The organism is Rhodococcus sp. WAY2 (genome assembly GCF_009859915.1).
Taxonomy (GTDB): Bacteria; Actinomycetota; Actinomycetes; order Mycobacteriales; family Mycobacteriaceae; genus Rhodococcus_F; species Rhodococcus_F oxybenzonivorans.
The window spans coordinates 3393446-3415250 of sequence record NZ_CP046572.1; the positions used below are offsets into that span (position 1 = coordinate 3393446).

General features: G+C 64.8%; 22 protein-coding genes and 1 pseudogene. 14 read left to right on the plus strand and 9 right to left on the minus strand.

What is annotated here, in order from left to right:
* Positions 1-10: 10 nt before the first annotated feature.
* The 7 genes from GFS60_RS15585 to GFS60_RS15615 all read left to right on the plus strand — a co-directional run bounded on the left by GFS60_RS15585 (position 11) and on the right by GFS60_RS15615 (position 5904).
* Positions 11-1135 (plus strand): LacI family DNA-binding transcriptional regulator, encoded by a 1125-nt coding sequence (locus GFS60_RS15585; protein WP_236603151.1) that lies wholly within the window; start codon positions 11-13, stop codon positions 1133-1135.
* Positions 1132-2061 carry a glycoside hydrolase family 68 protein gene (locus tag GFS60_RS15590; protein ID WP_236603152.1) on the plus strand — a complete coding sequence of 310 codons (930 nt, stop codon included), beginning with the start codon at positions 1132-1134 and terminating at the stop codon, positions 2059-2061. The genes GFS60_RS15585 and GFS60_RS15590 overlap by 4 nt, the downstream gene beginning before the upstream one ends.
* A gap of 94 nt (positions 2062-2155) precedes the next feature.
* A complete protein-coding gene (locus tag GFS60_RS15595) occupies positions 2156-3232 on the plus strand; it encodes an ABC transporter ATP-binding protein (RefSeq protein ID WP_159922547.1) in 1077 nt (358 codons plus the stop codon).
* A 279-nt stretch (positions 3233-3511) separates the two neighbouring features.
* Positions 3512-4126 (plus strand): maleylpyruvate isomerase family mycothiol-dependent enzyme, encoded by a 615-nt coding sequence (locus tag GFS60_RS15600; RefSeq protein ID WP_159922549.1) that lies wholly within the window; start codon positions 3512-3514, stop codon positions 4124-4126.
* Positions 4127-4293: 167 nt separating this feature from the next.
* The gene (locus GFS60_RS15605) at positions 4294-4854 is read left to right on the plus strand and encodes a dihydrofolate reductase family protein (protein WP_159922551.1); all 561 of its coding nucleotides are present in this window, start codon (positions 4294-4296) and stop codon (positions 4852-4854) included.
* A gap of 219 nt (positions 4855-5073) precedes the next feature.
* The gene (locus GFS60_RS15610) at positions 5074-5415 is read left to right on the plus strand and encodes an ArsR/SmtB family transcription factor (protein WP_201453385.1); all 342 of its coding nucleotides are present in this window, start codon (positions 5074-5076) and stop codon (positions 5413-5415) included.
* 3 nt (positions 5416-5418) lie between these two features.
* Positions 5419-5904, plus strand: a complete 486-nt coding sequence (locus GFS60_RS15615; protein WP_159922553.1) for an SRPBCC family protein — start codon at positions 5419-5421, stop codon at positions 5902-5904.
* Between the two features lie 99 nt (positions 5905-6003).
* On the opposite strand, the gene lexA is transcribed toward GFS60_RS15615, so the two are convergent.
* The gene (gene lexA, locus GFS60_RS15620; RefSeq protein ID WP_236603502.1) at positions 6004-6642 is read right to left on the minus strand and encodes a transcriptional repressor LexA; all 639 of its coding nucleotides are present in this window, start codon (positions 6640-6642) and stop codon (positions 6004-6006) included.
* A gap of 128 nt (positions 6643-6770) precedes the next feature.
* Between lexA and GFS60_RS15625 the strand changes: the two genes are divergently transcribed.
* Together GFS60_RS15625 and GFS60_RS15630 are read left to right on the plus strand one after the other, a co-directional pair.
* Positions 6771-7388 carry a DUF1109 domain-containing protein gene (locus GFS60_RS15625; protein ID WP_159922557.1) on the plus strand — a complete coding sequence of 206 codons (618 nt, stop codon included), beginning with the start codon at positions 6771-6773 and terminating at the stop codon, positions 7386-7388.
* Positions 7389-7557: 169 nt separating this feature from the next.
* The gene (locus GFS60_RS15630; RefSeq protein WP_159922559.1) at positions 7558-8145 is read left to right on the plus strand and encodes a hypothetical protein; all 588 of its coding nucleotides are present in this window, start codon (positions 7558-7560) and stop codon (positions 8143-8145) included.
* Between the two features lie 17 nt (positions 8146-8162).
* On the opposite strand, the gene GFS60_RS15635 is transcribed toward GFS60_RS15630, so the two are convergent.
* Entirely contained in the window at positions 8163-8741 is a 579-nt protein-coding gene (locus tag GFS60_RS15635) for a dihydrofolate reductase family protein (protein ID WP_159922561.1), read from the minus strand.
* 153 nt (positions 8742-8894) lie between these two features.
* Here GFS60_RS15635 and GFS60_RS15640 point away from each other — a divergent pair.
* Positions 8895-9425, plus strand: a pseudogene (locus tag GFS60_RS15640) (SRPBCC domain-containing protein); the annotation flags it as partial.
* Positions 9426-9856: 431 nt separating this feature from the next.
* Here GFS60_RS15640 and GFS60_RS15645 read toward each other — a convergent pair.
* Positions 9857-10684 carry a mycofactocin-coupled SDR family oxidoreductase gene (locus tag GFS60_RS15645; RefSeq protein WP_159922563.1) on the minus strand — a complete coding sequence of 276 codons (828 nt, stop codon included), beginning with the start codon at positions 10682-10684 and terminating at the stop codon, positions 9857-9859.
* A 698-nt stretch (positions 10685-11382) separates the two neighbouring features.
* Here GFS60_RS15645 and GFS60_RS15650 point away from each other — a divergent pair.
* Both GFS60_RS15650 and GFS60_RS15655 read left to right on the plus strand, forming a co-directional pair.
* The gene (locus GFS60_RS15650; protein ID WP_159922565.1) at positions 11383-12243 is read left to right on the plus strand and encodes an SDR family NAD(P)-dependent oxidoreductase; all 861 of its coding nucleotides are present in this window, start codon (positions 11383-11385) and stop codon (positions 12241-12243) included.
* A complete protein-coding gene (locus GFS60_RS15655; RefSeq protein ID WP_159922567.1) occupies positions 12240-13112 on the plus strand; it encodes a sugar phosphate isomerase/epimerase family protein in 873 nt (290 codons plus the stop codon). Before GFS60_RS15650 ends, GFS60_RS15655 begins: the two co-directional genes overlap by 4 nt.
* On the opposite strand, the gene GFS60_RS40125 is transcribed toward GFS60_RS15655, so the two are convergent.
* On the minus strand, positions 13109-13399 hold the full coding sequence (locus GFS60_RS40125) for a hypothetical protein (protein ID WP_159922569.1): 291 nt from the start codon (positions 13397-13399) through the stop codon (positions 13109-13111). The genes GFS60_RS15655 and GFS60_RS40125 overlap by 4 nt on opposite strands.
* Before the next feature lie 91 nt (positions 13400-13490).
* The gene (locus tag GFS60_RS15665; protein WP_284708314.1) at positions 13491-14126 is read right to left on the minus strand and encodes a hypothetical protein; all 636 of its coding nucleotides are present in this window, start codon (positions 14124-14126) and stop codon (positions 13491-13493) included.
* 152 nt (positions 14127-14278) lie between these two features.
* Between GFS60_RS15665 and GFS60_RS15670 the strand changes: the two genes are divergently transcribed.
* Positions 14279-14968, plus strand: a complete 690-nt coding sequence (locus GFS60_RS15670; protein ID WP_159922571.1) for a hypothetical protein — start codon at positions 14279-14281, stop codon at positions 14966-14968.
* Positions 14969-15006: 38 nt separating this feature from the next.
* Here GFS60_RS15670 and GFS60_RS15675 read toward each other — a convergent pair whose 3' ends face one another.
* Positions 15007-15531 carry a YceI family protein gene (locus tag GFS60_RS15675; protein ID WP_159922572.1) on the minus strand — a complete coding sequence of 175 codons (525 nt, stop codon included), beginning with the start codon at positions 15529-15531 and terminating at the stop codon, positions 15007-15009.
* A gap of 191 nt (positions 15532-15722) precedes the next feature.
* Between GFS60_RS15675 and GFS60_RS15680 the strand changes: the two genes are divergently transcribed.
* Positions 15723-16502: a DUF899 domain-containing protein gene (locus GFS60_RS15680; RefSeq protein ID WP_159922574.1), complete on the plus strand. Its 780-nt coding sequence runs from the start codon at positions 15723-15725 to the stop codon at positions 16500-16502.
* 9 nt (positions 16503-16511) lie between these two features.
* Here GFS60_RS15680 and meaB read toward each other — a convergent pair whose 3' ends face one another.
* From meaB to mutA, 3 genes are read right to left on the minus strand one after another with little or no spacing between them, the layout of a single operon-like run.
* Positions 16512-17516: a methylmalonyl Co-A mutase-associated GTPase MeaB gene (gene meaB / locus GFS60_RS15685; protein WP_159922576.1), complete on the minus strand. Its 1005-nt coding sequence runs from the start codon at positions 17514-17516 to the stop codon at positions 16512-16514.
* A 1-nt stretch (position 17517) separates the two neighbouring features.
* Positions 17518-19782, minus strand: a complete 2265-nt coding sequence (scpA, locus tag GFS60_RS15690; protein WP_109330158.1) for a methylmalonyl-CoA mutase — start codon at positions 19780-19782, stop codon at positions 17518-17520.
* Positions 19779-21695 (minus strand): methylmalonyl-CoA mutase small subunit, encoded by a 1917-nt coding sequence (mutA, locus tag GFS60_RS15695; RefSeq protein ID WP_159922578.1) that lies wholly within the window; start codon positions 21693-21695, stop codon positions 19779-19781. The genes scpA and mutA overlap by 4 nt, the downstream gene beginning before the upstream one ends.
* Between the last annotated feature and the right edge of the window lie 110 nt (positions 21696-21805).

The window sequence follows — 21805 nt, forward strand, 5'->3', positions numbered from 1 at the left end:
CATCAGCCTTGTGTCCGAACGACCTGCACCTTTGAGCCTCAGTGACGTCGCCCGCGAAGCCGGGGTCTCGCTGACCACAGCCTCACGCGCCCTCAACGACTCCTATGGCGTCTCCGCGGCCACGAAGGCGAAAGTTCTCGCCACCGCCCGCCGCCTCGACTACGTCATCTCCCCGGACGCGGTGCGCCTGGCCGGTGGCCCGACGCGGCGGGTGGCGTTGGTCGTTCCCCATATCGAGCGCTGGTTTTTCGGCGAGATGGTCAATGGAATCGAGAGTGTGCTCGCATCAGCAAACTTCGACCTGCTGCTGTACCAGGTCGGCGGACCCGAGGATCGCCAGGACTTCTTCACCCGGTTGCCCGCTCGGCGGAAGGTCGACGCAGTAGTGGTGGTCGCGTTTCCAGTCGACCAACGCGAACGCGAACGGCTCGCACTGATGGGCGTCGGTATCGTCGCCGCCGGCGGCCAGAACGCCGACTACCCCTACGTCTGCATCGACGACAACCACGCCGGGCGGCTCGCCGTCGACCACCTCCTGGAGTTGGGCCACCGGCGGATCGCCATGATCGCCGCCCATGATCCCGATCAGCCTGGGTGGCCGGCACGTTCGGGTCGATCGGACGCGTATGTCGACGCACTGACCGCCGCGGGCATCGCTGTGGACCACGCGCTCGTCCGCGACGTCGACTGGGGCGGCATCAACGCCGCAGAGGCGATGGCCGACATCCTCGAGGCCGCCCCGGAAGATCCCCCGACCGCCGTGTTCGCGCACAGCGACGAACTCGCCCTCGGAGCGATCCGAACACTGCGCCGCCGAGGCCTGCGGATTCCCGAGGACGTCTCAGTCGTCGGAATCGACGACCATCCGCTCGCCGCACTCACCGACCTCACCACCGTGCACCAATCCGTCCGCGAACAGGGCGAGATCGCCGCCCGACTCGTCCTCGACACCCTCGCCCCCACCCCAGGCGGAGACGCCCCCACCGCCGTCACCGCACCGACCACACTCGTCGTCCGCGGCAGCACCGGACCCGCACCGGATCACGCTCGGTCACTCGCGGCTTCTTCCGACGACCCACACCCCGAACGTTCCGGTCGCCGCCCCGCGGTTCCCGCGCACCCCAAGGAGACATGATGCGACTCGCCCTTCCCGATCACTGGGTCTGGGACAGTTGGATGACCGACGACGGCACCGATTACCACCTGTTCTTTCTCCGCGCCTCACGCGCCCTCCAGGACCGCGAACGCCGCCACTACCGCGCGACCATCGGTCACGCGACGTCTCCGGACGGCGAGGCATGGACCCTCACCGCCGACGCGCTGGTGCCCTCGGATGCCCCGGCCTTCGATGACCTTGCCACCTGGACCGGCTCCGTCGTCCGCGGCGCGGACGGGCACTGGAGCATGTTCTACACCGGGGTGAGCCGGGCCGAGAACGGCCTCAAACAACGCATCGGCCGGGCGACCTCCACCGACCTGCTGAGCTGGACCAAGGACCCCGACCTCGTCCTCGAGGCCGACAGCCGCTGGTACGAACTCCTCGGCGAGGGCACCTGGCCGGACGAAGCGTGGCGCGATCCGTATGTCTTCGAACATGCCGGTCAGTGGCACATGCTGATCACCGCCCGGGCCGGTGTCGGCGATCCCGAGGGCCGCGCCGTCGTGGGCCACGCGACCAGCGACGACCTGAGCCACTGGCGCATCGAACCCCCACTCTCGACTCCAGCCGGGTTCGGCGAGATGGAAGTCCTGCAGGCGCACACCGTCAACGGGAAGCCGATCCTGCTGTTTTCCTGCGCACCCAAGAACACCAGCCTTCACGCGGGGCACGATGCGGGGACCTGGATCGCCGAGGGACAGTCCCTGCTCGGACCGTGGACAGTCACCGACGCGACGAATGTCGATACCGCGGACCTGTACGCGGTGCAGATGCGGCGGACACGAAACGGCAGCTGGATGACCTGGGGATTCGACAACGCCGACGGGCCGCAATTCGGCACCATCACGTCCTCGCGCTACTCGCCGCACACCGACACAGAAAGCCCGACACCGGCGACCTGACACCACCCATACCCCACGCGCTACAGGCGCACCAACCCACCTCACTCACTCGGATCGTCCGGCACGTTCCTGCCGGTGGAGGGATTCATTTCTCATGGCAACAATCACCTATGACCGCGCGACCAGACTCTTCCCCGGGTCCGACGTCCCCGCGGTCGACCAACTCGACCTGCATATCGAGGACGGCGAGTTCCTTGTTCTCGTCGGCCCGTCCGGCTGCGGCAAGTCCACGTCGCTGCGGATGCTCGCAGGCCTGGAGGAGGTCGACGGCGGCCGGATCCTGATCGGCGGCCGCGACGTCACGAATTCCGAACCCAAGGACCGCGACATCGCGATGGTCTTCCAGAACTACGCGCTCTACCCGCACATGAGCGTCGCCGAGAACATGGGTTTCGCCCTCAAACTCGCCGGCACAGACAAGTCCGAAATCCGCAGGCGGGTCGGGGAAGCCGCCGACATGCTCGACCTCCGCGACTATCTGGACCGCAAACCCAAGGCGCTGTCGGGTGGGCAGCGGCAGCGAGTTGCCATGGGGCGAGCCATCGTTCGCCAGCCACAGGTATTCCTCATGGACGAGCCGTTGTCCAACCTCGACGCCAAGCTGCGCGTACAGACCCGCACCCAGATCGCACAGTTGCAGCGGCGTCTCGGCACCACCACCGTCTACGTCACCCACGACCAGGTCGAGGCGATGACGATGGGTGACCGGGTCGCCGTGCTCAAGGGCGGCATCCTGCAGCAGTGCGCGAGCCCCCGCGAGTTGTACCGGCGCCCGGTGAACGTGTTCGTCGCCGGATTTATGGGCTCTCCCTCGATGAACCTGTTCACGTTACCCGTTACCGATGGGGGAATCAGCTTCGGCGATCAGCTCATTCAGGTGCCCAGGAACACGCTGGCGGCCGCAGGCCGGGAGGTGGTCCTCGGGATCCGACCCGAGCACATCGAACTCGCCGACTCCGGGCACGAAATCGAGATCGACGTAGTTGAAGAACTCGGCTCGGAAGCCTTCATCTTCGGACGCACTCGGGTGGGCCGACGGCACGAACCAATTGTGGCCCGAGTCGACTGGCGCAACCCCCCGGAGAAAGGCCAGGTCGTGCACGCCCGCATCGACGCCTCCCACGCCCACGTCTTCGCTACCACCCCCGACGGTGCACGGCTATCGCAATAACAGACGCCGCAACTGAGGGCTTCATGCCTCCTCGTCACACACGCCATCGACTACCTGAGCGGCACCGCGGGCGGCCAAGTATCCGACTCCCGCAGTGACCTTCGCTGACCAGTCGATCTCCCCGGCGGGCGGCCCCTGCCGCCCGCCGGGGCATCAGACCGAGGTGGAGTCTCACGACGCCGACTTCCCGAACTCGATAGGGATCGTCAACGACCGTTGGGTGGGACGGCGACGGGCCCAGGCCAGCAGGTGAAGGACGGTCTTTGCCAGACTGTCTTCATGAATGCTGTCTGGCCGATGGTGCATGCGGAGCGTGCAGCGCTGATCGATGACCTCACCGCCCTCACCGACGACCAATGGGCCCTGCCCTCGCTGTGCGGCGACTGGACCGTGCACGACGTCGCCGCACACCTCATCAACAACGCGAAGACCACCCGACTCGGCATCGTGCGCAACATGGTCCGAGCGCGTTTCGACTTCGATCGCCAGAACGCCCAGGGCGTCGAACGTGAACGCGGCGCCACACCCCAGCAGACGCTCGCCCGACTTCAGCAGGTAGCCAACTACACGTCGACGCCGCCGGCACCGCTGGACAGCAGACTGGTGGAAGAGGTCGTCCATGGCGAAGACATCCGACGGCCGCTGGGCATCAACCGCACGTATCCGTCGGAGGCGGTCGTCAGGTCGTTGCAGTACCAGGCGCGGACCCCGGTGTCCCTGGGCGGTGCGAAACAACTCATTGCCCCCGTCCGATTGCGGGCCATCGACGCAGACGTGTCGATCGGTGATGGCCCAGAAGTCTGTGGCCCGGCACTCTCCCTGCTGTTGGCGATATCGGGGCGCAAGTCGGCGCTGGGTGACTTGGACGGACCCGGAGTACCTGCGCTGGAGTGATCACGCCCGTGGCGTCCCCAGTACAAATCCGCTTGCGGAACAACCCGTCCGCGCGCGCAAAGTCGGCCTGGTTGCCCCACTGATGGTTCCGGACCAATTCCTTTCTCAGTCAGAGCGTTTCGGCTGAATGACGGCTGCGGGTGCTCGTGGGCATTATCGTTGCTCGCGTGGGCAAGCTGATCTATTCGTTCCTGGCGTCGCTCGACGGCTACATCGCCGACCTGGCCGGCGCCTTCGATTGGGCCGTCCCCGACGAAGAAGTACTCGACTTCATCAATGTCGCCGAGCGGGAGGTAGGGACCTACCTCTACGGCCGCACTATGTACGAGATGATGACCGGCTGGGAGAATGATCCGGCAGTGGCCGCCCAGTCACCCATGAGCGCAGAGTTCGCCCAGATCTGGCAGGCGGCCGAGAAAGTCGTCTTCTCGCGTAGTCTCGATTCGGTTTCCACGACACGCACGCGGATCGAGCGCACCTTCGACCCGGGCTTGGTCCGGGACCTCAAGGCCAGTACGGCGCAGGACCTCAACGTGTCCGGCGCCACCCTTGCTGCCTCCGCATGGAAGGCACAGCTGATCGACGAGTGCCACCTGTACCTTGCGCCCATGCTGGTCGGGGGCGGTAAACGGATGTTCCCGGACGACATCCGACATTCGCTGGAACTGCTCGACGAACGCCGATTCGGCAACGGCATGGTCTTCCTCCGCTATGCCGTACAGACCTGAGTCAGCGCTGAGGGTTCCATGCCATGTGGTGACAAATTATGTCGAAGCCGTTGCGCAAGTACGATTTGTGAGCCGTATGCCGGGTGTGCCCGGCGTCCAGGTGCAGTTGGGGGCAGCCACGAAGGCCGGTTCGTAAAAGGAAAGGCGCTCCCCCGCCCACGCTCATCCGAGAATCGACCACCCCTTGCACATACAACCGATCGGTTGTATATTTCGGGTGTGTCAGAAACAGACGAGGACCAGGCCGATGCCCTGTTCCACGCGCTATCCGACCGAACGAGGCGCGACATCATGCGTCGCGTACTGGCCGGCGAGCATTCCGTCTCGGCACTCGCAGCGAAGTACGACATGAGCTTCGCTGCGGTACAAAAGCATGTAGCCGTCCTCGAGAAGTCCGGTTTACTCGTGAAACGACGCAGTGGCCGTGAACAACTCGCCAGGGGCGATGTCGAAGCAGTGCGCGCGGTGTCGTCCATGCTCGCCGAGCTGGAACAAGTCTGGCGTGGGCGGATCGCACGCATCGACGAACTGATCGCAACGCAACCTCAACGGAAGGAATGAACGATGCCTGTCACCAATGTCAGCCACGACATCGATGCACTGACCCTGACCATCACCGCCGAGTTCGCGGCGCCTCGGGAGCGAATCTGGCAAATCTATGCCGATCCTCGCCAGCTCGAGAAGATTTGGGGTCCGCCGACGTACCCGGCAACGGTGGTCGACCATGAGTTCACCCCGGGCGGTCGGGTCACCTATTACATGACCGGCCCCGAGGGCGACAAGCATGCGGGCTACTGGAACATCATCTCCATCGATGAGCCGACCGGCTTCAGCTTCACCGACGGATTCGCCGATGCGGATTTCACCCCGATCGAATCGATGCCAGTGTCCACCAACGAGTTCTCCTTCCGTGAGGAGCACGGCAGCACCATCGCCACCTACGTGAGCACCTACGCAACTGCCGAAGGTCTCCAGCAGGTGCTCGACATGGGCGTGGTCGAGGGTGCTTCGCAGGCGATCGGCCAGATCGACGACCTCATCAAAAGTTGAGCTGCCTGGTCACCACAGTGGCCGATCTCGTCGCCTCGCCCTTCGCGTGCGAGGCGACGAGCCGGCACGACGAGTTGCATCGTTCAGGTCGCACGAACCTCAGATGCGGCGCATCACCGATACCACCTTGCCCAGGACGACTGCGTCGTCACCGTCAATCGCGGCATAGGCGGGATTGCGGGGCTCGAGGAGGACGTGGCCGTCGCGGCGCCGGAGCACCTTGACCGTGGCCTCGCCATCAATCATCGCGGCGACGATCTCGCCGGAGTGGGCTTCGTCCTGGCGGCGCACCACGACGACATCGCCATCGCAGATTGCGGCGTCGACCATCGATTCGCCCCGTACCCGCAACCCGAAGACGGTGCCTGAGCCGACGAGCTCGCGAGGGAGTGTCAGTGTCTCGTCGGCGTGCTCTTCCGCGAGGATCGGTGCGCCGGCGGCGATGTCGCCGACCACCGGTACCGTCACATTGTTGTCGGACGAGCGACCCTGCTTCGCCTCGGTGAGGAACGGGCGTACGTCCAATTGCCGAGCCATGGCCGAACCGCGGCGAAGAAAGCCCCTCTCCTCGAGACTTTTCAGATGCTTGGACACCGACGACGTCGACCGAAGGCCCACCGCATCCCCGATCTGCCGGGTGCTCGGCGGGCATCCATGTGCAGCCACCCAGTCCCGGATCGTTGCCAGGATCCGCTGCTGGCGGGGTGGCAGGGTGGAGGCGTCAAGGCCGCCGAACATGTCGAGATCGTCGTAATCGGTCACCGGAGAATGGTAGGGGGTGGCCACTGATCGTCGCGAAGGCCACTACTTCTCTCCCCGATCGCTCCGGCCGCATTTCCACGCCGGACAGCGGCTAACGTGAACCAATGAGCCGTGCCGCCGGACCGCCCATTCGCGCGCAGAGTGACGTCAAGTTGAACAAGCCTCCCGGACCGATCCATCTGGCCGTGACCGCTGCCTCACTGCTGATTCTGGTGTGTATCTACTGCGACTGGTGGCCCTCTCGCTACGGCAGCTCGAGTTGGGCCGATCCGATGTTGTTCGGTGCAGCGGCGCTGCTGATCCTCGCCGTCCAAGCGCTGGTGTGGGCAGTGAAGACCTTGTATGTCATCGGCCAAGACCGGCGGTGGTCATGGTGGATCGCGGCTGCGCCGGCGGTCCTACTCGTCGCTGTCGCCACGGTGATGCTGGCGCCACGGCCGTCATTCGACGACATCCGCGCAGAGTTCGAGCGGGTGGCGCTCGAGTTGCTGGCAGATCCGGAGCCGCTCCACAGCCACCTCGAGATCGGCCGGTTCGATATCCGCACCGCCATGTCAGGCGACGATGGCGTGGTCTACTTCATCGAGGACGGCGGACTCGGACTGACGGTGAGCAGCGGGTGGGCCTACAGCCCGCACGGTGTGCCCGCCGGGTTCGATGATTTCACTGCGACTCACCTAGGCGGGCCGTGGTACGAATTCATTTCAGTGTGGCGAACTTGACCGCCCATCCTGTCCCATCGTCTTCCGGGCCTCGCGACGAAGATTCGCCGGGATGACCACTTCCCGACGTCTCCGGCAGGTAGCGTCCGAACGACGGTCACCGTGGCACCTGCCCGGCTTCGACAGCATCGGTGGCACACCACGACACCGGAGCGGTCACACTGGTCGCATGAGCATCACACGGTGTGTCGATGTGTCGGCTGCGCGCTGGCTCGAACAACGAGACGAGGAGTGGTCGCGGTTGGCGGCTCGGGGGCCGGTCGCCTTCGACAAGTACGCGCGCTTGCGGTTCATCCCGGACCCCAGCAATCCGGGCCAGAGGGAAGGCGATGCCCAACGCGATCCGGAGGGGCGGTCCGACAACGAGCAACTCGGCGTCGTGCTGGCCGACCTCGCCCCCTACACCGGCACACCTGACGACTGCTATTTCTGTATCTGGGACGGGTGGCCGAATTTCGCAGCCGACGATGCGTTTCCCAAGATCTCGATTCCGAACCGCGACTACTTCCTGTTCCACGGAACCGTTGGCGACTGCGCCGACTGGGATGCCCAGCTCGAGACACTGTTGCAGGACATCGGCGCACCCACGCCCGCGTTCGTGTGGCCTGCCGATTTCGCATGGTGCGTGACCTGCGACATCGATCCTCACTTCGCGTCGATCGGTGCCGGCTCGGATGCCATCGATCGGCTCCTGGTCGACCCGCGGGTCGACGTCGTCGTCGATGATCCCGACCGGGAGCCCCCGTACTACTCCTGAATGGACCGCGGACCCTTTCAAGCATGCAGGGTGGGCCGGTAGATGAGCTCTTGGATGTTGCCGTCGAGCGTCCGGCTCTCGATCAGCTCGAGGTCGAAGTCGGCCGCACCCTGAAAGATCGGGTCCAGCCCGGTCTGACCGGTAATGACGGGGAAGATCGTCACCTGGACGCGGTCGACCAAACCGGCGGCCATCAGCGCTCGGTTCATCGAGAGACTGCCGTGTGAGCGCAACGGCACCTCGGACTCCTCCTTGAGCAGGGCGACGACGTCGACGGCGTCACCGCTCACGAGGGTCGCGTCTGGCCAGTCGAGCCGTCCTTCCAGGGTGGTCGATACCACCGTTGCCGGCAGACTCCTCATCCGGGTGACCCAGGGATCACGAACCTCGGACTCCTCCGTGCTCGAAGCCAACATCTGCGCGAACGCGCGGTAAGTGTTGGCGCCGAATACCATCCGCTGCTCGGTGCCGTACAAGGCGAGGCGGTGGTCGAGCAGTTCGGGGCCTTGCTTGCCCCAGTAACCGGTCCAGTTGCCGCTGGCGGCGCCGAAGCCGTCGAGGCTGGAAAAGACGTCGAAGGTGTAGGTGGCGGTCATGATGCTCTCCTCGGGTGCGGTCGATCGGGTATGTGGATACAGACTGGAACTTTCGGCGAAACTCATCACGCTCTGTCCCGCGGGAAGTCCGAGCTTCGACGTTATTCCGTCCAGCCGACCGATGAATTCCGGTTCGTGTTGCAGTCTGCATTGATGAAGGTTCCTTCCGCACCTGCGGGACGCTCGAGACTGGTGACAAGGAGCGTGCACACCGTGGACCGAGAGAACGTCTGCGCCACCGTGGCCGTTGCCGCACCCGCCACCAGGTTGTTCGCGCTGCTGGCCGACCCGAGGACCCATGCTGCGATCGACGGCACCGGGTGGGTGCAGGACGCTGCCGACCAGGCGCCGCTCACCGAGGTGGGACAGATCTTTCGGATGGACATGTATCACCCCCACCACCCGAACGGTGACTACAGAGTGGCCAACCAGGTCCAGGTGCTCGACCCGCCACGGGCCATTGCCTGGCGGACCGGGCAGGAGAAGGAAGACGGTCAGCTGGAGTTCGGCGGCTGGGTCTGGCGTTACGACCTGGTGCCGCTCGGTCCGTCCGAGACCGAGGTCACGCTCACCTACGATTGGTCGGCGGTGCCGCAGTTCATCCGGGAGTACCTTCAATTCCCGCCGTTCGGTCCCGATCATCTCACCAACTCACTCCATCACCTGGCAGAGCTTGCGGCACCTAGGGGTTGCGGTAGTCCTGGCCGAGAATTGGGCGGATATGCCTGGGAGACGTTCGGAATACCGCGCGGTGCAGGTCGCGTCGTCAATCGTCCGTCGGACGAGGCGGAGCGCGGAAGCATGCTGTGCAATGCAGCGGAGCTGAGCGGTTCCATTGCCATTCGGGATATCGGCGTAGAAGGTAACTCGACTGTTCCAGCTGCTGGACCCTAGCGAGCACCCGACACCGCCCCGTAGAAGTTGATGGCAAAGGTGGACGAGGAGTCCCTCGGGGAGTTCGGCGTCTGCCAACGCAATCGGCACGACGTGCCGATCAGGGCAGGCGCGGGGCCGGTGGTGAACATCCCCTACGGCGGGCCGCGTCGCTCATCATGCCTGCTCCTCGAGAAACTGCTGCAGAGGCTGAAAATTCGGGCCGCTGCTCGACGGAGTCCTCATTTGCTGGTGAATCCCGCATCAACGGGGAGCGTCACACCGGTGATGTATCGTCCGGACTCACCCGTAAGATAGAGCACTGCCTCGGTGATGTCGGAGACGTCGACCATCGCGACGGGCATCGGATTCGACATGGTCGTACCCCGCTGAGGGTCGGCAGCCACCCACTCCATCATCTCAGCGTGCTCGACCATCGCAGTGTGCACACCCGTTGGGTGAACGGTGTTGACTCTGATCGAGTGGGGAGCCAGCCAAGCCGAGAAGGATCGCATCAAGCCGACGACACCGTGCTTGCTTGCCGTGTAGGCGCTTGCTGCACCGGACCCGTCGCCCCCGCGTCCGATCAGGCCCTGGGCGGAGCTGGTAATGACGATCGCTCCCCCGTCGCCTCGGGTGATCATCATCGGCGCGACGATGCTGATCGTGTTCCAGACCCCCACCAGATTCGTTTCAATCGTGTCGAGGAATACTTGCTGAGGATCCGGCTCGGTTGCACGCTGAGGGGAGATCCCGGCGTTTGCGAGAACGACGGTAGGCACGCCGAGTCGCGCCACACCCTCGGTGAGTGCTTTCTCCAGCGCAGCCCGATCGCGGACGTCCGCAACGGTCGCGTAGATTTTTCCGCCAAGGGCTTCCACCAGATTCACGGTCTCACGGAGATCGTCCTCGGACGCCATTTCGTACGGTACAGAGGCTATTTGTCCGCAGATGTCGACCGCAATGATCGACGCGCCTTCGGCCGCGAGGCGCACCGCGTGGTTGCGTCCTTGGCCGCGGGCAGCTCCGGTGATGAATGCAACGTGACCTTCGAAACGTCCAGTTCTCATGATTCCTCTACTCGTGGGGGACCAGGATCCGACACTGACAACCGGCAAACCAAGGCAGGTTGCTTTCTTCGAATCCGTAACGTCTGGGTCGCTCTCAGCACTACCCCGGTTGAATCAGACAGGTACCAAGCAACCGCTTGGTGAATTCACACTACGAGGCTGCGGGCAGAAGTCAAGATCTTGTTTGATCCGCCCCGTCACCGCACGTATCACAAGCGACCCGAAAGGAATCCCATTGTAGGCGGCAGTGTCCAGACTTCGTCGACCATGCCTAGCCGGCTCCGCTGTAGAGGACGCGCAAGCGCAGGCCGTCGCTCAGTTGCGGGCCCAGGAAATCCGCACCTGGTCAGATCTGGTCCTACAGGCGGTCTGACCACCGATTCGCCCGGCATCAGCGGGTGCGTCCTCGCTTAATCTGTCGATGATCGCCGCACCGGTGCGTGCCGGTGTCGACCCGTGAAGCACCCAGCAAACTTGGAAATCCGGGGACGGTGGTGCCGGGGACTGTCCGGTAATTGGTGGGTTGAGTCTGGCCGGGACACGCCGAGTTTTGCTTGGCGGGAAGCGGAATCATGAGGCGTCAGAAGCTTGATCTTCAGTCAGCTACCGGCCTGCAGTGGGCAACTTGATTGCCAGCGCAACCCGGAATGTCAATGCTACGCTGCAAACAAGCAAGCGTTTGGTCAGAAGGGTGGATCGTGCAGACTATTTTGATAACAGGGGCAAGCAGTGGGTTCGGGGCACATGTCGCCGCCAAGCTGGCGGCGCGTGGGTGGCGGGTGATCGCGTCGATGCGCGACACGACGAAAACGAAACAACTTGACGAGCTAATGGGAGGCGCCGGCACGAACACAGCACTCCTCGAGATTATTCGCCTGGATGTCGCCTGCGACGAGTCCCGCGCCTCGGCCGTGGACTACGTACGCGACTCGACTCCAGATGGCTTGACGGCCGTTCTCCATTGCGCGGGCTACACAACCGCAGGCTTCTTCGAACACCTCGCTCCGCAGACGATTCGAGATTTGTTGGAAGCCAACTTCATCGGTGCAGTCGACCTTACACAGAGACTCCTTCCAACGATGCGCTCACAGGGGCACGGAACCATCGCCGTTATCTCCTCGAACGCTGTTAACGTTGCCCATCCGATGTACTCCATCTATGCCGCAGCAAAGTGGGCGCTCGAGGGCTGGGCTGAAGCCATCGACATTGAACTGGCACCGTTCGGCCTCGACGTGAAGATTCTGCAGCCGGGCAATCACGACACCCCATTCGGGAGCAATGTACAGCCAGTGCTGCCGCATGACAGCCCATACGCGCCGTTAGCAGCGAAGGCCCTGCCAAGGATGACCAAACTCGGACATAGAGCTCGACCGACGGAGAAGGCTGCGGTTGAAATCTGCGACGCATTGGAATCGGATTCGCATCAACTGAGAATTCGACTCGGCAACGACGACAAAGTCATGGCAGCACTATCGCGTTGGGCGCCATACACGGTCAGGCGCCGTATCGTCGAGCGAATTACTGGAATCGATAGGATGACGCTATCTCCTGCCCGATGATTCTTTGGGGAGGCACCCTTTCCCAGGCGCCGGTTGAGCACCGTCTGTTCGCCGCGGCGCGCGCAGGCTTCCACGCGATATCGGTAGCACCGATGGATTTCGGGCCTCCGGACCGTATTCTGCAGCGGGCGGACTCCGTTGCGGAGTTAGCGAACAGACTCAACATATCTGTTGCCTGCATTGATCCGGTGACGTCGTGGCTACCGCTCCCCTTACAGGCGGGATCAATCCCCACAGCGAACCCGGCGCAACGGCGTTACGGGGATCTCTTCGGCCGGTATTCGGTGAGCGAATGCCTCAGACTGGCGGAAAGGCTGGGTTCGACAACAATCTCCGCCATCGAACCGTACGGAGTCGATTTCGGCCATCAACTTGTCGTCGACTCGTTTGCCGCACTGTGCGAGAGTGCCGCTGACCGTGGCCTTACCATCCAGCTAGAGCCGATGCCATTCAGTTCGATCTTCGACCTCGCAACGGCGCACCGCATAGTCGCCGACTCCTCTGCAAAGAACGCAGGGATAGTGTTCGACACCTGGCACTTCGACCGTAGTGAAGGTACTCGAGACCAGCTGCGAGCGCTGCCCCGGGGAATCGTCACATCGATACAGCTCAATGACGGTCGCAGGTCCGAAGCCGAGGACTTGTGGGAGGAGGCGTCGACGCAACGCCTGCTACCCGGTGAGGGGTCGTTTGGTATCGCAGAGTCGATCGATGCCCTGGCCGGAAAGCTCGCTGATGCGCCTTTGATCGGTCCAGAAGTAATCTCTGCCGATCACTCCCTCTCGCCGGTCGACTACGTGGCACAGATCGCCTATACTGCATGCCTTCCGTACGCACAGCGAGCGGGACTCGATATCGGTCCGGTCTAAAATGCCCCGAGCCCGCGCCGCGGCAGGTTCTGTTTCTCGTTGAATGGGAGTCCGAAGAGGCGTTCAACAGCTTCCGAGGCGATCCCGCCTTGGCCGATTTTCATCCGCTGAGAGAGAGCTCGACGGCATCTTATATCTGGCAGACGTTCGATGGCCTCGACATGAACGACCCCAACCTTCCGCTCGACGATGTTCTGAAGGTCCTCGAGCCTCGAGTCTTCCAGTAGCGTGTGCGGGTTGAACATGCCAGGTGGGTAGATCGTCAAACGGTCGGGGTCGTCTTCCACGTTACCGAGCACCCGGGCGCCGAGTGTGACACCAAGCCCTGATCGGAGTGGTAGAGGCCGGCGCCCGGTGTGCCGTGATCAGGTAGGGCGCTTATGCAGTGTCGGCTTTTTCGACCGCGTCACGAGTGAGATCAGTGAGTTTTCCGAAATTCTCGGCATTAGCCGGGTAGCCGGCCGAGGTCACGCCGATGACGTACTCGCCTGCGAGGGCGCCGTATCCGATGTGCGTTTCTTCACCCTGCGTGACGGTGCCGGCGAACGCCTTCTCCCCCACACCGGATGGTGTCGATAGCGCTACGAAACCCTGAACAACTTCGCTTTTGTCGATCGCTTGCTCGAATGCGGTCGATGCCGAGTCGGGGCTGGAATACTGATCGACCGACACGGTGACCCGCCTGCCGTCAGCGCCTTCGTAGATCACCATTCTCGTCGCCTCGGGGACACCGGCGGCACTGGCGTTCGCACTTGTCGTGGCCTGTCTATCTATCTCCGGGAAATACTTCTGAACGACTTCCAACCCGACCAGGACCTCCTGAGGCACGAGGTTCGTGGTGGAGGTCGTCGCGTCCTGCTGCGATTCCCCACCAGGCTCCGTGCGTTGTTGTCCACACCCGCCCGCCGTCAACGCTCCGATCACAACGATCGAGAGAATGGCGAGAGACGCGCGACGGCCGATGCGGCGCGGCCGGTATTTCTCCGTTGGTTGCGCCACGCCGGGAATAAGCATGACACCAAGTATCACCGCTCCCCCGTCCTCGGACCGCGATTCGTTGGACGAACGCTCAAATTCGGTGCCAATGCGATTGCGGTCGGAAGGTCTCTTTGGAAACCTCGAAGAACAGGTGTCGACCGAACAACGTGGAAGGTGACCTCCGATTCATGACGCTGTCGAATGCCTGTGAGCTGTATCGAGGCACAGGCTTCATCGGTCAGCCGGCGGCCGCTGTCACCAGCCTGGCCTTCGTGGTTGCCGGCGTCGCGGTGATCGCGCGCCGTCGGAACGGTGCGCCGACCGTGATCTACGGCCTGCTCGTCGTCGCTGTGGGTGCCGGGTCACTTGTGCAGCACGGACCCAACCCGTCGTGGCAGGCCTACGCACACGACCTGCCGATCGCGACTCTGCTCGCCTACGTCGCCGCCGAGGCCGCGTCCGACCGGTTCGGCCGTCGGGCGTCGCCCGGGTGGTGGCTCGTTGTTCCGCTCGCGATGGTTCCCACCGTGGCTGCCGGATCGACCGTATCCACGATCGTGCAGGCAATGCTCGCCGCGCTGGCTATAGGACTGAGCATGGAACGCGCGCGCGTCCATCCGCAGTTGAGGCGGGCGACGGTCGCCGCAGCAGTACTTCTGGCGTCCGGCGCTCTGCTCGGCGCCATCGGTGACCGGACGTCGATCTGTCGGCCGAGCAGTGTCGTTCAGGGACACGCGCTATGGCACGTTCTGGCCGCCGCCGGATTATGGCGACTCGCGTCCACGATCGGTGCATCCGCCGAAAAGGCGCCGAGGCGCCGGGCGCCGGATTCGCCGCCGACCAGTTCCGACGGCACGTTTCGTCGACCGCCGACGTGACGGGCGTCGCCCCGCGAGTGAGAGAAAGGCGCGGTGGATCAGGACTTGACGAAGACGGCGTTGATCACGACACGGGTGGCGAGGCGCGAGCCCTTCTTCGTGTAGGTCATGCCCCAGTTGCTGCGGTCGAGGTCTATTTCGGCGCTGACCGTGGCGGTGTCGTCGGTGGCGACAACCTCTGCGGGCACGGTGAGCGGTCGAGTCTGCCCGTGAACGGTCAGGGCGCCGTCGAGATGTACGTGTCCCGGATCGGCGGGTCGCGCTTCTGCCGCGGTGAAGACAATGGTGGGGTACTTCTGGACATCGAAGAAGTCAGCGGAGCGCAGGTGCTCGTCGCGTTTACCGTTCTTGGTATTCAGCGAGGTGGCGTCGACGACCAGCCTTCCGGTGATACCTCCGTCGTCACCGACCGTTGCGGTGCCCTCGACCGCGTGGAAGCTGCCGGTGACCCCGAAGATCCACAATCCCTTCGTGTGGAAGGTGATCGAGGTCCGGGAAGGGTCCAAAGTCCAGGACCCGGCGAGCGTAGACAGTCGCGGGACGGACTCCATGGGCGATGTCATGTGTACCTCCGGTAGGTGATGATCGGTAGCCAGACACGGTTTCGAGAGAGCGCGGGGGACTCCATCCCCAACGGACACCCTCTGGCAAGCATGGTAGTTGCGGGGCCGGCTGTCTCGTGGAAGTTCTGGAGGTAGCCGCAACCGAGTGCCGACTGAGACCATTACGTGTGTCCTACGAGAGGAGACGAACGATGACAGCGTCCGATCCACAGGTCACCACCCGTGAGCAATGGCTCATCGCGCGGCGTGAGCTACTCGCACAGGAGAAGGAGCTGACCCGACACCGCGACCGGGTCAACGCCGCCCGACGCGCGCTACCCATGGTCGCGATCACCAAGAAATATGTATTCGACGGTCCCCACGGCAAAGTTGAACTCGAGGACTTGTTCGACGGCCGCAGTCAACTCCTCATCTACCACTTCATGTTCGAACCCGACGCCGACGAGGGTTGCCCGTCCTGTTCGTTCACGATGGACAATGTGGGCGACCTCCGCCACCTGTACGCCCGGGACACCTCGTTCGCGGCCGTGTCACGCGCACCGCTGCTCGAGCTCGAGCGCTACCGGCAGCGGATGGGTTGGGCCCTCCCCTGGTACTCCTCGCACGGCAGCGACTTCAACTACGACTTCCACGTCACCCTCGACGCGGCGGTCGCACCGGTGGAATACAACTACAAGGATCAGGCCGAGCTGGAGCGGATGAACCCCGCCTGGAAGGGCTGGTCCGGCGAAGAGCACGGTGTCAGCGCCTTCCTCCGCCACGGTGAGCGAATCTTCCACACCTATTCCGGCTACGCGCGCTCGACCGAAACGCTCCTCGGTACCTACCAGTGGCTCGACCTCACCGCCCGCGGCCGGCAGGAGGACTGGGAACAACAACCCCGCCGCGGCGACGACCCCGCCATGAGTTGGCTGCGCCGCCACGACGAATACGACGCAGACGTGATCGCAGGAGCGAAGAGCCCGGAGTGACCTGCCCGGTCATTCCTCGGAGGCGTCGGAACCGTCGAAGGCGTCGAGGATCTGGGCCGCGGCCAACGCCGCTGTCAGGGAACCGTCACGCACCTGTTGCTCGACCTGCCCGCGAATGTCCTTGACCCGCGGGTTGGATGCCAGTCGACGCAGCAGCTGATCGTGGACCATGGTCCACGTCCAGTCGACCTGCTGGCGACGACGGTTCTCCTCGAACCGTCCGGCCTCGGTGAGCACCTCACGGTGATGCTGGACGGTGTTCCAGAACTCCTCGAGCCCGACACCTTCGAGACCGCTCATCGTGATGACGGGCGGCTTCCAGATGGCGTCGTGGGGGTAGATCAGCCGCAGTGCACCCGCCAATTCGCGGGCAGCTCCCTTCGCTTCGCGTTCGTGCTTGCCGTCGGCCTTGTTGACGGCGACGAGGTCGGCGAGCTCGAGTACACCCTTCTTGATGCCCTGCAACTGGTCACCGGTCCGGGCGAGCGTGAGGAAACAGAAGCAGTCGACCATGTTCGCCACCGTCACCTCGGACTGCCCGACCCCGACCGTCTCGACCAGGATGACGTCGAATCCGGCTGCCTCGAGGAGCACGATGGTTTCCCGGGTCGCCTTCGCGACACCGCCGAGGGTGCCCGAGGTCGGCGACGGCCGGATGTAGGCGTCCTTCTCCACGGTCAGCCGCGCCATGCGTGTCTTGTCGCCGAGGATCGACCCGCCGGTGCGCGTCGACGACGGATCCACCGCGAGGACCGCCACCCGATGACCCTTCCCGATCAGGTACATCCCCAGTGCGTCGATGAACGTCGACTTGCCGACGCCGGGCACACCGGTGATACCCACCCGGTGCGCGTTGCCCGACTCCGGAAGCAGTTCGAGGAGCAGACGCTGCGCCGCCTCCCGGTGGTCGGTGCGTGTCGATTCGACCAGGGTGATGGCCTTCGCCAGGCCGGCGCGCTGATTGGCGCGCACGGCCTGGGCGAGGGCATCGATGTCGACTGGAGGGCGCCCCATGCTATTCCGGGGTGCCCGTCAGGTCGTGCCCGAGCTGGGCGGCGAGCTTCTCGAGCAGACCGGTGGCCGCCTCGGCGATCACCGTGCCGGGTGGGAAGATCGCGGCGGCGCCCGCCTGGTAGAGCTCGTCGAAGTCGCCGGGCGGAATGACACCGCCGACCACGATCATGATGTCGGGACGCCCCACCGCCGCGAGCGCATCCCGCAGTGCAGGCACCAAGGTGAGGTGACCTGCAGCCAACGACGACACACCGACCACGTGGACGTCGTTGTCGGCCGCCTGGTTCGCGACCTCTTCCGGGGTCTGGAACAGCGGTCCGACGTCCACGTCGAAGCCGATGTCGGCGAAGGCGGTGGCGATCACCTTCTGTCCGCGGTCGTGCCCGTCCTGGCCCATCTTCGCGATGAGGACACGCGGGCGGCGGCCTTCCTCCTCGGCGAACTTCTCGACGAGTTCCGTTGCGTTACTGATGTTGTCCACCTTCCCGGCCTCGTCCCGGTACACCCCGCTGATGGTGCGGATCTCGGCCTGGTGACGTCCGAACACCGTCTCGAGTGCGTCGGAGATCTCGCCGACGGTGGCGTGCGCACGGGCAGCGTCGATGGCGAGTGCGAGCAGGTTGTTCTCCATGCCGCCCTCCGACGAGGCGGCGGCGCGGGTGAGCTCGGCGAGTGCCGCCTGCACCGCGACGGGGTCGCGTTCCTCACGCAGGCGTGCGAGCTTCTCGAGCTGTTCCTTGCGGACCCGCGAATTCTCGACCTTGAGGACCTCGATCTTCTGATCCTCTTCGGCCCGGTACTTGTTGACACCGATGACCGGCTGACGACCGGAATCGATGCGCGCCTGAGTGCGGGCGGCGGCCTCTTCGATGCGCAGCTTCGGGATGCCCTCGCTGATGGCCTGCGCCATGCCGCCGGCCTCCTCGACCTCGGCGATGTGCGCCCGGGCGCGGTTCGCCAGCTCGTGAGTGAGCCACTCGACGTAATGGGAGCCGCCCCACGGGTCGATCGGGCGGACCGTCCCCGATTCCTGCTGCAGCAACAACTGGGTGTTGCGGGCGATGCGGGCGGAGAAGTCCGTCGGCAGCGCCAGCGCCTCGTCGAGGGCGTTGGTGTGCAGAGACTGGGTGTGCCCCTGCGTGGCGGCCATGGCCTCGACGCAGGTGCGGGCCACATTGTTGTAGACGTCCTGGGCGGTGAGCGACCAGCCCGAGGTCTGCGAATGTGTGCGCAGCGACAGCGATTTCGCCGACTTCGGCTCGAACTGGGCAACCAGTTCACTCCACAGGAGACGACCGGCCCGCAGCTTTGCGACCTCCATGAAGAAGTTCATGCCGATGGCCCAGAAGAACGACAACCGCGGCGCGAACTTGTCGATCTCCATGCCGGCGTCGAGGCCGGCGCGGAGGTACTCGACACCGTCGGCGAGCGTGTACGCCAACTCCAGATCGGCTGTGGCACCGGCTTCCTGGATGTGGTACCCGGAAATGGAGATGGAGTTGAACCGCGGCATCTTCGTGCTGGTGTACGCGAAGATGTCCGAGATGATGCGCATCGACGGCTTCGGCGGATAGATGTAGGTGTTGCGGACCATGAACTCTTTCAGAATGTCGTTCTGAATGGTTCCGGCCAGCTGTTCCGGAGCGACACCCTGCTCCTCCGCCGCCACCACATACAGGGCCAGGATCGGCAGAACGGCACCGTTCATGGTCATCGACACACTGACGCTGTCGAGGGGAATGTGGTCGAACAGCTGCCGCATGTCGAGGATCGAGTCGATGGCCACACCGGCCATGCCCACGTCACCGGCGACGCGCGGGTGGTCGGAGTCGTAGCCGCGGTGGGTGGCCAGGTCGAACGCCACCGACAGACCCTTCTGCCCCGCCGCAAGGTTGCGGCGGTAGAAGGCGTTGGACTCGGCGGCCGTCGAGAATCCGGCGTACTGACGGATGGTCCACGGCTGGTTGACGTACATGGTGGGGTACGGCCCACGCACGAACGGCGCGGCACCGGGGAAGCTGCCCACCGGGTAACCCTCGGACTCGGCCGCGTCGCGGTCGGCCTTGGTGTAGACCGGTTTGACGTCGATTCCCTCGGGGGTGGACCACACCACCTGTTCCGGGGTGTAGTGGTTCGCCGCCGCGGCGGCGGCGATCAATGCGTCCGTCTGTTCCGCGGTCGGTGCGGCCGGCTGCGGAAACTGAGGATCCTCCAGCGGCACGTCGGCGAAGCTGCCGATCGTGTGCTTGACCTCGCGAGTAGTCACTTCTTGCTCCCTGTGTCGCCCGAGGTGTTCCCCGCGCTCTCGATGATGTCGAGCAGATCGGACAGGACCGAGACTGCATCGATGCGTGCTGTGACGAATCCGTCGGGGCGGGCAGCCCCGTCCACGTCGGCAACGACCTTCTCCGGACCCGCCAGGAGAACGGTGCCCACACCCGCAGCGCGCAGTTCCTCGACTGCGGCCGCGGCGTCGGCGGTGTACCGCTTGTCGGTACCGCAGATCACCGCGATACCGGCCCCGGACTGTGCCGCTGCGGCCGCGATGCTGCCGTCACCGACCGCGAGGGGTCCGGGATTGACGGCAGCGATGCCACCCGATGCCAGCAGGTTCGTGCTGAAGGTGGTGCGCACGTTGTGTTCGGCGACCGGTCCGAGCGGAGCCAGGAACGCGGTGGGCCGGACCCCGTGAACCGCCAGATAGGTGTCGGAGCGGTCGCGGAGCCTTTCGAAGGCAGCGGCGTACCGGGCCACCCGTCCGGCGTCAGCGGCACCGGGAGGCAGTGGCGCCTCTTCCAGATTCGGATACTCGTTGACCCCGGTGACCGCGGTCTTGCGGTGCGCGATGTCCGATTCGCGTTGCGCCCGCGTCGAGTTGATCCGCTCGGTGATCTGTCCGGCGCCCAGGCCCGCGAGATACCCGCCGGCCGACTCGATCTGCTGGAAGAATTCCCACGCCTTCTCCGCGATCCGCTGCGTGAGATCCTCGACGTACCACGATCCGGCGGCGGGATCGAGTACGCGGCCGAGGTGCGATTCCTCGAGCAGCAACAACTGGGTGTTGCGGGCGATCCGATCGGCGAAGGTCTGCGAGACCCCCAGCGCCCCCGCGGGCAGCGCGGCATCGAACGGCAACACCGTCACCGCGTCGGCACCGCCCACCCCGGCGCCGAACGCGGCGAGGGTCGTGCGGAGCATGTTCACCCACGGATCACGCTGCGACATCATCGCGGCGGACGTGACCGCATGCTGCGGCGCGCCGCCGAAGTCGGAGGCACCGCACACCTGGGCGATCCGGGCCCACACCAACCGGGCGGCGCGGAACTTGGCGATGGTCTGGAACTGGTCGTCGGTCGCCGCGAACCGGAAATCAATCTGGCCGAACGCTTTTCCGATCGGCAGCCCACTCGCGGTGAGCGCCCGCAGGTACTCGAGCCCGGCGGCGACGGACGCACCGAGCTCCTCCGAGTCGGAGGCACCCGCGTCGTGGAAGACGGTGCCGTCCACGGTGATCGCGCGCACCTGTTCCGGTCGGGTCGACGCCTCGGTGGCCAGTGCCACCGCGTCACCGAGATCGATATCCGTCACACCGGCGAAGGCGCTCGTCAGCGGCGCCGCACCGAGGTGGACGCGCACCGTGGTGCGATCGGTGACGCCGTCACCGGCCGACGCACGCGCGTCGAGCAGTGCGAACAATGCGCGGGCCGCGGCTGTCACCTCGGTTCCGGCGTCGAGGGTGAGCGGGGCGAGGTCGAGCAGCACGCCGTCGAGCGCCGTCTCCAGCGACCTGACGGGCAGCGTGTTCTCACCGACGGTGAGCCAGACCGCGCTGACCCCGTTCTCCAAGGCGTCGAGGATGGACCGGTTGACGTCCGCCGGATCGGCGCCCGCACCGAACCGGGCGCTGACGAGCCAGCCGGAGTTGACGTCCCGAGTGGCGTCGACGCCCCGAACGTAAGGGAACGCGCCGGGAAGCGGCTGCTCGGGACGCTCGTCCCGGGGGCTGTAGAGCGGCGCGACGGTGACACCGTCGTAGGTGGTGGTCTCGAGGAGCTTCTCGGGTTCCGGACCGAGGTCTGCCGCGTCGACTCGCCGCGATTTCGCGAGGACTCCCGCCACGGAGCGCTGCCAGTCGGTATATGCCCGCGCAGCTTCCTCGGTTTCTGAAGCTAATGACACGGTGTCCGCTTCCTCTCCCTGCATGGCCCTGATGAGCGATCGATCAATATGTTGTGTTGGTGTGATGCTAGCCGCAGACTCCGCTCTCCTATCGTGAGGATCACCACATG